The organism is Streptomyces cinerochromogenes, from assembly GCF_014648635.1.
Taxonomy (GTDB): domain Bacteria; phylum Actinomycetota; class Actinomycetes; order Streptomycetales; family Streptomycetaceae; genus Streptomyces; species Streptomyces cinerochromogenes.
The window spans coordinates 144,176-156,590 of record NZ_BMRM01000015.1 but is presented as its reverse complement, the minus strand read 5'-3'; the positions used below and the strand labels follow the sequence as shown (position 1 = coordinate 156,590).

General features: G+C 74.4%; 8 protein-coding genes and 1 tRNA gene. 4 read left to right on the top strand and 5 right to left on the bottom strand.

The annotated features are described in order from the left end of the window. Positions 1-47 precede the first annotated feature (47 nt). The gene (locus IEZ20_RS27420) at positions 48-530 is read left to right on the top strand and encodes a hypothetical protein (protein WP_229896286.1); all 483 of its coding nucleotides are present in this window, start codon (positions 48-50) and stop codon (positions 528-530) included. Positions 531-672: 142 nt separating this feature from the next. Then, a complete protein-coding gene (locus tag IEZ20_RS27415) occupies positions 673-1,188 on the top strand; it encodes a DUF4232 domain-containing protein (RefSeq protein WP_189303500.1) in 516 nt (171 codons plus the stop codon). 103 nt (positions 1,189-1,291) lie between these two features. Here the strand turns inward: IEZ20_RS27415 and IEZ20_RS27410 are convergent, their stop codons facing one another. Continuing rightward, the gene (locus tag IEZ20_RS27410) at positions 1,292-2,401 is read right to left on the bottom strand and encodes a DUF2786 domain-containing protein (RefSeq protein WP_189303498.1); all 1,110 of its coding nucleotides are present in this window, start codon (positions 2,399-2,401) and stop codon (positions 1,292-1,294) included. Between the two features lie 137 nt (positions 2,402-2,538). Here IEZ20_RS27410 and IEZ20_RS27405 point away from each other — a divergent pair, with 137 nt between their 5' ends. Next, on the top strand, positions 2,539-3,333 hold the full coding sequence (locus tag IEZ20_RS27405; protein WP_189303496.1) for a Clp protease N-terminal domain-containing protein: 795 nt from the start codon (positions 2,539-2,541) through the stop codon (positions 3,331-3,333). Between the two features lie 58 nt (positions 3,334-3,391). Then, entirely contained in the window at positions 3,392-5,089 is a 1,698-nt protein-coding gene (locus IEZ20_RS27400) for a bifunctional 3'-5' exonuclease/DNA polymerase (protein WP_189303494.1), read from the top strand. Between the two features lie 19 nt (positions 5,090-5,108). On the opposite strand, the gene IEZ20_RS27395 is transcribed toward IEZ20_RS27400, so the two are convergent. From IEZ20_RS27395 to IEZ20_RS27380, 4 genes are all read right to left on the bottom strand, one after another. Further along, positions 5,109-8,741, bottom strand: coding sequence for an AfsR/SARP family transcriptional regulator (locus tag IEZ20_RS27395; protein ID WP_229896285.1), 3,633 nt, complete (start codon positions 8,739-8,741; stop codon positions 5,109-5,111). Positions 8,742-9,184: 443 nt separating this feature from the next. Next, on the bottom strand, positions 9,185-10,078 hold the full coding sequence (locus IEZ20_RS27390) for a glycosyltransferase family 2 protein (protein WP_189303492.1): 894 nt from the start codon (positions 10,076-10,078) through the stop codon (positions 9,185-9,187). A gap of 205 nt (positions 10,079-10,283) precedes the next feature. Beyond that, positions 10,284-10,360: transfer RNA gene (locus IEZ20_RS27385), tRNA-Thr, on the bottom strand. A gap of 107 nt (positions 10,361-10,467) precedes the next feature. Beyond that, on the bottom strand, positions 10,468-12,129 hold the full coding sequence (locus IEZ20_RS27380) for an alpha/beta hydrolase (RefSeq protein ID WP_189303490.1): 1,662 nt from the start codon (positions 12,127-12,129) through the stop codon (positions 10,468-10,470). Positions 12,130-12,415: the final 286 nt, after the last annotated feature.

Sequence of the window (12,415 nt, the reverse complement as noted above, 5' to 3'; positions counted from 1 at the left end):
CGGTGACAGGTGCGACTGCTGCGACTGCGAGGGTGCGGGGCGCGGCCTTGGCCGCGGGACTGGCGGGGGTGCTGGCGCTGACGGCGTGCAGCGGTGGTTCCGGAGACGGCGGGTCCGGGGACGGCGGGCCCGGGGGCAAGGGCGGTACGTCGGCCTCGCCCGGCGGGTCCGGCTCGTCGGCGGGTACGGCCTCGCCGGGGGTCACCGGCGCTTCCGCCGACCTCCAGGGCAGCTGGATCACCACCGCCGGCGGCAAGATCGTGGCCCTGGTGGTCAACGGGAAGCAGGCCGGGGTCTTCGCGACCGGCGGAACCGTGTGCAACGGGACCGCGGGTGCCGAGGACGGCATGCGGATGATCCACCTGACCTGCCCCGACGGCGGCAAGGAGCGGACCACCGGCATGGTCGACTCGGTGGACCGTACGACGCTGAAGGTGACCTGGTCGGGCAAGACCGGCCAGGAGACGTACACCAAGGCGGAGGGCGGCAAGCTGCCTTCGGGGCTGCCGACGGCGCCCGTGAAGCAGTGACGCGCCCCTTGGACGGTGAACGCGCCCCTCAAGCACTGAAGGCGCCCCTGAAGCGGTGAATCGGGCCGGGGTGCGTGATCGCGCCCCGGGCGCAGGGGCCATGATGCGAGGAGACCGTCACTACCTCGATGGGAACCCGCTCATGCGCGCCATTCCGCTCACCGTCACCGCCCTCGCCGCCGCCCTGCTGCTGACCGCCTGCGACGACGGCGGCGGTGACAAGAACGGCACGAGCGGTTCCGCCTGCGAGACCGGCGGGGTCTCCGTGCAGATCGGGTCGGCGAGCGTGGCCCCGGCCGCCGGGGACACCGGCGAGGTCCCGGTCAGCATCACCAACCAGAGCACCCCCTGCACCCTGGACCACTTCCCGAAGGTCGTCCTGGTCGACGGCGCCGGCCAGGCCGCGGTGCCCGTACTCAAGGGCGCGAAGGCCCAGAAGCTGAAGCTGGCCAAGGGCGACTCCGCGTCCTTCTCCATCAGCTACGTGCGCGGCGCGGACGGCGCCAAGACCTCCCTGGCCGCGAAGACCGTGAAGATCACCCTGCCGGGCACGGACACCGCCCGCAGCTTCCCGTGGAAGTACGGCCCGGTGGCCGGCAAGTCCGACGGCAGCGGGCCGGACGCCTCCGTGGGCCCGTTCCAGCAGGTCGGCGACTGAACCGCGGGGTGGCTCGGCGGGCCTCGCCGCGGGTCGGGCTCCGGGGGCGGGGCCTCGCCGCGGGGGTGAACCCCGTATGAACCCCCGCCCCGGTCACGCACGTTCACTCCAGCCGTCGACGGGCTCTGACCTGGGCTCGGTCCGCCGCGCGGGCGCCCTCGGTCCAGCCTGCCGCGTCGCTCACCCCGCGGAGCCGGGTCGTGGTGGTCTGCGGGAACATGCGCTCCAGGCGGCCGGTGACGGCTGTCTCGCGCGTGGCCAGCACCGGCAGCAGGTCCTGGGTCACCTGGGTCTCGGCGGCGGCCGCGAGCCGGTCGCCCACGCGGTGCGCGTAGGCCGCGAGGAACGACTGCCGGAAGGTCTTGGTCCGCTTACGGCCGCCGGCTCGCTGGGCCGCCTCCGCCTTGGCCATCGCGTGCGTGGCCTGCACCAGCAGCGAGGTGTAGAGCAGTTCGACCGCCTCCAGGTCCGCCTCGAAGCCGACGACCGTGGAGAAGCCGAACGGTTCGTTCCACACCGCGCGGCAGTGGTTCGCCGTGGCCACCGAGTCCAGCAGGACCGCCTTGGCCTGTTCGTACGGTGGCTCGACGCCGATGCGGCAGGCGCCGGGGGCGTCCGGCGCGGGCGCCTCGGCGGCGAGCAGCGCCTCGTCGACGCTGTGCCGGGCCATCAGCTCCTGCGCCTTGGCGGTGAGCGCCTCCGCCTCCTCCGGATAGCCGGTCGCCTCGGCTTTGGCGAGCAGCGCGCGGATGCGGGTGAGCATGCGGGAGGCGGCCGGGCCGGGGGCGCGGCGGGGCTCCTCCTCCAGGGGCTCCAGGGCGGGCAGCCGCAGCAGCAGGCGGTACAGCTCCAGGACGGCCGTGGCGTGCGAGAAGCGGTCGGCCATGCGGTCCGGGCCGGCGGGCAGCGCCGCCAGCTGGCCGGTCCAGCGGTGTCCGCGCGGGCGGTCCCGGCCGGACTGGGCGCGGATCAGCGCGGCGGCCAGTCCGACGTGCGCCTCGTCCAGCTCCCGCCGCACCAGCCGTACGACGTCGGCGGGCTGCCAGCCGCGCCGCCAGGCCGTCGCCACGAAGTCCTCGCCGCGCCGCGCCAGTTCGGCGTCGGCGGCCGGGTCGGCGGCGAGCAGGGAGGCGCCCGTGTCGAGGCCGGTGTCGGTGTCGTCGTAGAGGGCGGCCCGGAAGGCCTGTTCGACGGTGCTGGCGGTACTGGTCACGCCGTCGATCGTGCCACGGACGACTGACAGCGGGAGGTGACCGTCCACAGCCTGTGGACAAACACCCCCGCGGCAGAGGGAAGAGAACTGTCAACCATCGGTTGACGCCCACCCGCGCGCAACCTACGGTTGACAATATGGCGACCAACCCGAACATCACGGCATCCGTGCGCCTCGACGACCTCATCGAGGCGATCAAGAAGGTCCACAGCGAACCCCTCGACCAGCTCCAGGACGCGGTCATCGCGGCCGATCACCTCGGTGACGTGGCCGACCACCTGATCGGGCACTTCGTCGACCAGGCCCGCCGCTCGGGCGCCTCCTGGACCGACATCGGGCGGAGCATGGGCGTGACCCGGCAGGCGGCGCAGAAGCGGTTCGTGCCCAAGGAGTCCGCCGACCTCGACCTCAGCCAGGGCTTCAGCCGCTACACCCCGCGCGCGCGGAACGTGGTCATGGCCGCGCACAACGAGGCGGTGACCGCCCGCAACGCCGAGGGCCGCCCCGAGCACCTGCTCCTCGGGCTGCTGGCCGAGCCGGAGGGCCTGGCCGCGAAGGCGATCACCGCGCAGGGCGTTCCGCTGGACGCCGTACGCCAGGCCGCCACCGCCGCGCTCCCGCCCGCCGCGGACGACGTCCCCGACCTCGTCCCCTACGGCCCCGGGGCCAAGAAGGTCCTGGAACTCACCTTCCGGGAGGCCCTCCGGCTGGGCCACAACTACATCGGCACCGAGCACCTCCTGCTCGCCCTGCTGGAGCACGAGAACGGCCAGGGGGTCCTCAGCGGCCTCGGCATCACCAAGACGGGCACCGAGGAGTACGTCGGCGAGGTGCTGTCGCTGCTGCTGGAACAGAAGGAGGAGGGCGAGGCGTCCCCGGCGGCGGGGCCGGCGGCCGGAACCCCGGAGCCCCCGGCCCCCGGTCATGCCTGACGAGGGCTGAAACCGCAGGTCACGGGGATTGTCAGACCCCCCTGCCACACTCGCTCCCATGACCGACCGGTGGGCACTCGCGCCGGCCGAGGACGGAGGCGTGGACATCGCCCCCCTCGGCCCGGACGGGCTGCCCGCCGGGCCGGTGCGGCGGGAGAGCGATCCCGCCGAGGCGGTGCGGAGCCGCCCGGAGGTGACGCGCTGGGTGTGGCGGTCGACTCCCGAGGTCTATCCGCGACTGCTCGCCACGGGGGTGCGAGTGGAGCGGTGCTACGACATCGAGGACGCCGAAACACTCCTGCTGGGCCACGAGGGACGGCACGGCGAGCCACGCTCGGCCGCCGCCGCCCTGGCCCGCCTCCGCGGCGGCCCCGTACCGCCCGACCCGCCCCAGCGCGCGGCCGAACCGGGAGCCCAGTCCCCGCTGTTCGAGCCCGCGGGCACCCGGCTGCCCCTGCCGGACCTGCTCGCGGTCTACGCCGGGCAGATGAAGCGGCACGAGAAGGCCGCCCACCCCGACCGGATGCGGCTGCTCACCGCCGCCGAGTCGGCGGGGATGCTGGTGGCCGCCGAGATGAACCACGCGGGTCTGCCGTGGAGCGCCGAGGTCCACCGCGAGCTGCTGCTCGGTCTGCTCGGCGAGCGGTATGCCGGCGGGGGCGAGCCGCGCCGCCTCGCCGAGCTGGCCGACGAGGTGTCCGCGGCCTTCGGCCGCCGGGTGCGGCCCGATCTGCCCGCCGATGTGATCAAGGCCTTCGCTCAGGCCGGGATCAAGGTGAAGTCCACCCGCCGCTGGGAGATCCGGTCCGTCGACCACCCGGCCGTCGAGCCGCTGCTGGAGTACAAGAAGCTGTACCGCATCTGGGTGGCCCACGGCTGGTCCTGGCTGCAGGACTGGGTGCGCGACGGCCGGTTCCGCCCCGAGTTCCTCGCCGGCGGCACGGTCACCGGGCGCTGGGTGACCAACGGCGGGGGCGCCCTGCAGATCCCCAAGGTGATCCGCCGGGCCGTGGTGGCCGACCCCGGCTGGCGGCTGGTGGTGGCCGACGCCGACCAGATGGAGCCGCGGGTGCTCGCCGCGATCTCCCGCGACCCCGGCCTGATGGAGGTGGCCGGCCGCGACAGCGACCTCTACCAGTCCGTCTCCGACCGCGCCTTCTCCGGCGACCGCAACCAGGCCAAGCTCGCCGTGCTCGGCGCAGTCTACGGCCAGACCTCCGGCGACGGCCTGAAGAACCTCGCCGCGCTCCGCCGCCGCTTCCCCCGGGCCGTCGCCTACGTCGACGAGGCGGCCCGCGCGGGCGAGGAGGGCCGGCTGGTGCGCACCTGGCTGGGCCGCACCTGTCCGCCCGCCGCCGGGACGGGCGGGGACGCGGCGGAGGAAGCGGGCATCCCGGTCGGTCCGGCCGGCGAGGAGGAGCCGGAGGGCCAGACCGCCTGGGTCCCGGGGTACGCCTCCACGAACGCCCGCGCGCGGGGCCGCTTCGCACGCAACTTCGTCGTGCAGGGCAGCGCCGCCGACTGGGCCCTGCTGTTGCTCGCCGCGCTGCGCCGGTCGCTGTGGGACATGGCGGCCGAGCTGGTCTTCTTCCAGCACGACGAGGTGATCGTGCACTGTCCCGCCGAGGAGGCCGACACCGTCGTCCGGGCCATCCGTGACGCCGCCGCCCTCGCCGGCCGGCTCACCTTCGGCGACACACCCGTGCGGTTCCCGTTCACGACGGCGGTGGTGGAGTGCTATGCCGACGCCAAGTGAGCTGCTCCGCACGGCGTGGTCAGCCCTCCAGAAGCTCCCGCAGCTCGGCCAGGACCGCCTGCTCGTCCGTGCCGCCCAGCGCCTCACGGGCCGCGCGCCAGGCGTCGTACGCCTCCGTCCGCCGCCCCTGCTCGCGCAGCAGCAGACCGTGCTGGTGCAGGGCCAGCCCGCCCATGTAGCGGTCGGCGCGGGCGTCGGCCCGGCTCAGCAGCTCGGCGCACTCGTCGGCCGCCCGGCCGGTCTCCCCCAGCTGCCGCAGCGCGCGGACCAGGCCGAGGCGGGTCTGGGACTCGCCGTGCCAGTCGCCGTGGCCGCCCAGGATGCGCAGGCTCTCCTCGAAGTGCCGGGCGGCCGCGTCCGGTTCGCCGAGGGTGAGATGGGCGTAGCCGATGTTGCAGTGCGCCGAGTGCTGCACGATGACCGCGCCGATCGCGTCCCCGATCGCCAGCGAGCGCCGGTGCTGCTCGATGGCGGCGCGCGGGTCGGTGTGCTCGTAGAGGTTGCCGAGGTGGCTGCGGGTGACGGCCTCGCCGTAGGGGTCGTTCAGCAGCCGCGAGTAGGCGAGGCTCTGCCGCAGCGCCTCCCCGGACTCCTCGAACCGGCCGAGCCCCTCCAGCAGCAGCCCGCGGTTGTTCAGGCAGCGCCGGATCCGGGAGACCCTGCCCAGCCGCTCCCAGATCCGGAGGGCCTGGTCGGTGAGGGCGAGGGCGTCGTTCTGCCGGCCGTTCAGGAAGTGCAGGCCCGCCAGGTCACCGAGGGCGTACGCCTCGGCCGCCGGGTCCCCGAGCCGCCGCGCCGCACCGAGCGCGGCCCGCCCCAGCACCTCCATCTCCGCGACCCTGCCGCTGCGCTGCACATAGGGGAACAGCAGCCGTACGAGCGCCGAGAGAGGGGCGGCCGTGCGCGGGTCAGCGGTGTCCGCGTTCCGTTCCACCAGCGCGACGACGTTCTCCAGCTCCGTCTCGCCCCAGGCGAAGGCCTCCTCGGCCGACTCGAAGGACGCCAGCGCGGCCACGTCCGCCGCGTGCCCCTCCGGCTGCGCCGCGGTCGGCCGCCGCCGGTCGTCCTGGTCGAGCCCGGGCTCCACGACCGCGGTCAGCACCCGCTCGGCCACGGCGGCGTACCAGCGCAGGGCGGTCACGTCGGGCGCGCCCGACGTCCCCGGCGTACCGGCCGAGTCCACGGCCGGGCGTGGACCACCGGAGTCCCCGGCGCCTTCGGTGTCCGGGACGTCCTCGGCACCCGGGGCGTCCTCGGCGCTCTGGGCGTCCTCGGCGCTCTGGGCGTCCGCCAGTTCGCGGGCGAAGTCGCGGACCAGGTCGTGGGGTGCGTAGCGGCCGTACGCCGTCTCCTCCAGGAGGGCGACGTCGACCAGGCGGTCCAGGGCGGCCTCGGCGCGGCGCTCGTCGGTGCCGGTGAGCCGGGCGATCAGCGGGGCGCCGTAGGTCGGCAGGTCGAGCGCGCCGATGTGGCGCAGCGCGAGGGCCGCGTCCCGGTCGGCCTCGCGCTCGGCGGCGGCGAGCGCGTCGTGGGCGACGGCCAGGGAGCGGCGGACACTCAGGTCGTCGTACTCCAGGTGGCGCAACCGGCCACCGGTCTCGGCGAGTTGACCGGCGAGGACGTCCGGGGTGAGGGCACGGCGGGCGGCCAGCCGGGCGGCGACCACGCGCAGCGCCAGCGGGAGCCGGCCGGTCAGCTCGACCAGCGGGTGACCGGCGTCCAGCCCCGGGCGCCCGCTCACCGCGCGCAGCAGGGCCGCACTGTCCTCGCCGGTCAGCGGGGAGAGCGGGAAGCGCCGTGCGCCGTCGAGCGCGGTGAGGGGCGAGCGGCTGGTGACGATCACCGCGCAGCCGGGGCCGGCCGGCAGCAGGGGCCGCACCTGGGCCGCGTTCGCCGCGTCGTCCAGCACCAGCAGGATGCGGGCGGGCGCGAGCAGCGAGCGGAGCAACGCGGCGGCGGCATCCGGGTGTTCCGGGATGTTGCGGGGCCCCGCGCCCAGGTCGCGCAGCAGCGCGGAGAGCGCCTGCGCGGCGGTGAGCGGGGTCATGCCGGGGGTGGCGCCGTGCAGGTTGACGTAGAGCTGACCGTCGGTGAAACGTTCCCTCATCTCATGCGCCACATGCAGGGCCAGCGCGCTCTTGCCGACACCGGCCATACCGCTGATCACCACGACGGCGGGAGCCGGAGCGGCCGGCTCGGTCAGCGCCCGCCACAGCTCCGCGCGTACGTCGGCCCGCCCGGTGAAGTGGGCCGGCGGAGCGGGAAGCTGGGCAGGGCGGGGGGTCTGCCGTGCGGTCGGCTGGTCGGGGTCTGGGGCGGAGACGGGGGCGGAGACGGAGGCGGAAACGGGGGCGGGTGCCGGGGAGGCGGAGGTCTCGGGGGATGTGGGGGCCTGGGGGTCCCTGGGGGCCTCGGGGTCCGTGGCGGCCTCGGGGGAAGCGGGGGACGCGGTCGACGCCGAGGGTGCGGGAGTCTCCGGGGAGGACGCGAAGTCACCGGTGGTGGCGGCTGGGGCGGCGGGCAGATCGGCGCCCTGCTGCGGCTGCCCGCCCTGCCGCGACCACCCGTGTTGCTGCGGCCGCTCGCCCTGCCGCGACCACCCGTGTTGCTGCGGCTGCCCGCCCTGCCGCGGCTCTCGGCCCCAGCCCGGGTGTTCACCCTGCCGCTGCCGCGCCTGGCTGTCCCGGTCGGTCGGGTACGGAGCGCCGTACTCCTCGTCCCACCGCCCCGCGTCGCTGTCCCGCAGCACCTCGACATGGGCCTCGCGGACCGCCGGGCCGGGTTCGATGCCGAGTTCCTCCACCAGGCGGGCGCGCAGATCGCGGTGGACGGCGAGGGCCTCGGCCTGGCGGCCGGTGCGGTGGAGGGCGAGCATCAGCTGACGGTGGTACGCCTCGCGCAGCGGATGCTCCGCGACCAGGGCCGCCAGTTCGGGAACGAGCGCGGCCAGGCGGGCGCCACCGAGGGCGAGTTCGGCGTCGTACCGCCACTCCAGCAGGAGCAGCCGGGCCTCCTCCAGGCGCTGCACGAGTGCGTAACCGCCGATGTCGGCGGGGAGCCCGCTGAGCGGGGTGCCGCGCCAGAGCGCGAGCGCGCCGGCGCACGCCCGCAGGACGCCCGTCCAGTCGCGCCGGGCGTGCGCGGACCGCGCTTCGGCGACCCGGGTGTCGAAGACGTGCACGTCCAGCTCCCCGTGGTCGACCCGCAGGACGTAGCCCGGCGATACGGCCCTGAGCCGCTCGGGGTCGTCCAGGAGCCGGCGCAGCCGGGTGACGTGGTTGTGCAGGGATGCCTGCGCGGAGACGGGCGGCGCCCCGCCCCACAGCGCGTCCTTCAGTGCCTCGACCGACACGACTCGGCCGGGCTCCAGCAAAAGGGTGGCGAGCAGGGCGCGGACCTTGGGGCTGCCGATGGCCCGGACGCCGTGATCGGGGCTGTCGTCGGCGGCCCCCCGGGAACCCTCGGAAGAGGCGCCACCGGCGTGGCCGGGGGGCGCGGCGGAGACGCCTCCGGTGCCGTCGGCGGTCCCGGTGGAGATGCCCGCGGTGTCGCCGGAGGTCCTGGTGGGGGTGTCGTACGAGATCTCGTACGGTGGTCGGTCGTAGAGGACCGGCGGTCCCAGCAGTCCGAAGCGCAGCTCGCACCGCCGCATCACGCCGCTCCACTGCCTTCCCGCGCGGCCGGGGCCGACCGCGCTGCGCGGCGGGCGGGTGCCCACCGTCGTCTGGCGGAAATCCGCCCCGTCCTGGGCGGTTTCCCGCCACCTTCTGCCGGTCGGCCGACCGTCGGCCGACACCGGAATTCGCCGGTCCAGTCGGCCTCTTGGCGCTGCCTCCGGACGACTTCCGGCCAACCGCACCGCTGCCTGCCGACGAACCGTTGGCCACATGTTAGCGATCCGTTGGCGAATCCTGATGTGATCATTCCATCGGATCTGGCCCGACGGCGCGCGCGTACGACGCGTAACTCGGGGGAGTGTCGCCGCAGGCTGGATCCGGGGACGACCAGGGCCCCGGCCGGCGGAGGTGAACGACCGGGGCCCCCGTCCCGTTTTCTTTTCTCTCCCCCCTCTGCCGCGGCACGCCGCCGCGCGGCTCAGATCACCGGCGGGCGCCCCAGCCGGGTCAGCCGCCAGACCGTCCGCCAGCGCATCGGCCGTCGCTCACCGGCCGGTTCCCGCAGTCCCTCGGCGAATCCGCCGAACCACGCCTTGAGCCCCGGAAGCGAGCGGGTGCGGGCCAGGGTGAGGAGTGTCCACAGCCCCAGGTGCACCGGGATGAGCGGCAGCGGCAGCCGGCGCCGGACGAGCCAGACGCGGTTGCGGGCGTTGACCCGGTAGTAGATGGCGTGGCGGGCCGGGGAGGTCTTGGGGTGCTGGAGGAGCAGCTCGGGGGCGTAAAGGATCTTCCAGCCGGCGTCGGCGGCCCGCCAGGCGAGGTCGGTCTCCTCGTGCGCGAAGAAGAACTCGGCGGGCCAGTCCCCGGTCTCGGCGAGCATCGCCATGCGCAGGGCGTGGCCGCCGCCGAGGAACCCGGTGACGTAACCGCCGTGCATCGGGTCGGACCTGCCCACACGGGGCACGTGCCGCTGCTGGGTCTCGCCGTGCTCGTCGGCGATGCGGAATCCGACGATGCCGAGGCGCGGATCGGCGGCGTACAGGTCCCGTACGCGCCGCAGCACATCGGCGTCGACGAGCAGCCCGTCGTCGTCCAGCTCCACGACGACGTCGACGTCCCCGAACTCCCGCAACCGGGCGAGCGCGACGTTCCGGCCGCCCGGGCAGCCGAGGTTCTCCTCCACGTCGAGGGTGGTGACCTCGCCGGGCAGGGACAGCCGGCGGGCGAACTCGGGCAGCCGGCAGCCGTTGCCGACGATCACGATCCGGGCGGGGGCGAGGTCCTGCTTGGCCACGGACTCCAGCAGGGCGTCGACCTCGGCGGGCCGGTTGCCCATGGTCACCACCGCGACCGCGATCCTCGGCTCCATCACGTCCCTCACCCCATCCGGTCGGCGAAGGCAGCGCGCCCCGAACGCGCGCTGCCCGCTGTTCACCAAGATGTTGCCTCAGGTCCGCGGGTTCGCCGCACGGGGAAAAATTGAGACCACGGACGGCCGTGCGGCCCGTGCGCGGCGCCGCCGTCGCGTCCGCTGAACGAGAAAGCCCAGCTCAGACAATGTCTGGGCTGGGCTTCAGTGGAGCCGCTTTCGGGATTCGAACCCGAGACCTACGCATTACGAGTGCGTTGCTCTGGCCATCTGAGCTAAAGCGGCGTGCTGCCTGCACCATGGTGCGATCGGCAACGTCGGTAAGTCTACACAGTTTCCGGGGGTGCTTCGTACCGGCCCCGGAGCGGGGGTTCCGGGGCCGGCGGGAGGGGCTATGAGCAGCGCTTTCCCGGGGGTGGCGGGGTGCCGTGGAGGAGGTAGGTGTCGATCGCCCTGTCGATGCAGGCGCTGCCCCGGCCGTACGCCGTGTGGCCGTCGCCGTCGTAGGTGAGGAGGCGGCCGGAGGAGAGCTGGGCGGCCAGGGAGCGGGCCCAGCGGTACGGGGTCGCGGGGTCGCGGACCGTGCCGACCACCACGATCGGCGCCGCCCCCTTCGCCTCGATGCGGTGCGGCTCGCCCGTCGCCCGCACCGGCCAGTACGTGCAGGACAACGCGGCCCAGGCCAGGCCCTGGCCGAAGACCGGGGACGCCTTCTCGAACTCGGGGAGCGCCTTTTGGACGCCCTCGGGGCCGGTGAAGGCCGGCGGCAGGTCCAGGCAGTTCACGGCGGCGTTGGCCATCATCAGATTGCTGTAGTGGCCGTTCGCGTCCCGTTCGTAGTAGCTGTCGGAGAGGGCCAGCAGACCGGCGCCGTCGTTCTCCTTCATCGCCGAGGTCAGCGCCTCACGCAGCTGCTCCCACGCCCCCTCGTCGTACATCGACGCGATCACCGCGGTGGTGGCCAGCGCCTCCCCCAGCTTGCGGCCGTCCGCGTCGCCCGCCGGGACGGGGTGGGCGTCCAGCTTGCGGAAGAACGCCTCCAGGTGCTCACCGACCTGCGCGGGTGTCGTGCCCCTCCCGCCGAGCGGGCAGTCGGAGTGCCGTACGCAGTCCTTCGCGAAGGCCCGGAACGCCGTCTCGAAGCCCGCCGTCTGGTCGAGGTTCAGCCTGCGCGCGTTCAGGGACGGGTCCATCGCCCCGTCCAGCACCATCCGGCCGACCCGCTCGGGGAAGAGTCCGGCGTACGTCGCCCCCAGGAAGGTGCCGTACGACGCCCCGACGTAGTTCAGTTTCCGGTCGCCCAGCGCCGCCCGCAGGATGTCCATGTCGCGTGCCGCCTCGACGGTGGAGACGTGCCGCAGCAGCCGCGCCGAGCGGGCCCCGCAGCTCTCCGCGAACTTCCGGTCGGCCGCGACCAGCGCGTCCCGCTCCCTCTGGTCGTCCGGGGTCTGGTCCGTCTCCGTGTACGCGTCCATCTGCCGTCCGCCGAGGCATTCGACGGGCTCGCTGCGGGCGACGCCCCGCGGGTCCATCGCCACCATGTCGTAACGGGCGCGGATCTCCTCCGGGTAGCCGACGCCGGCGTACTGCTGGAGGTACTGGACCGCCGAACCGCCCGGACCGCCCGGGTTGACCAGCAGCGAGCCGAGCGGCTCGGCCTTGCCGGTGGCCTTCTTGCGGGCTACGGCGAGCCGGATGTCCCCCGCGTCGGGCTTGTCGTACTCCAGCGGGGCCTTCATCGTCGCGCACTGAAACCCGGGGGCACCGCAGTCGCGCCACCGCAGCCGCTGGGCGTAGTACGGCGTCAGTGCCGACGGCGTCGAACGCGGCAGCGCGGCGAGCGCCGCCTCCACGGTCCCGCCCGCCGCTGTGGTCGAGTTCCCGGGGGAGCAGGCCGACACGAGCAGCGCGGCAGCCGCGAGGAAACCGGCCGTCAGGCGGAACACCGGCCGGGGCAGGGCACGGGTGCGAGTGCCGGTGCGGGTAGTGGTGCCGGTGCGGGTGCTGGTGCTGCGGTGCCGACGGGGCGGGTGGGGGGTTGGCCTGGTCTGCATCGCACGAGCGTAACGCTGCGCGATGCATTGGGTGCTGTGCGTGGTGTTTATGGGCTCGTACGGAGGATGGGGGGGTGGGCGCGGGGCTGTGTCGCCCGTACGAGGGACTACGAGGTCCAGGGGACCGGTACAGGTACAGGGAACAGGGACACGGACACGGGCAGGGGCAGGGGCAGGGGCAGAAGAGCGGCGGAGGGTCAGGGAGGCAAGGAGGCGAAGGGCGGGGCGATGCACGGGGTGGAACAGGTGCGCGGTGCCTAACGGGTGCGCGGGCGCGACGGCCGGG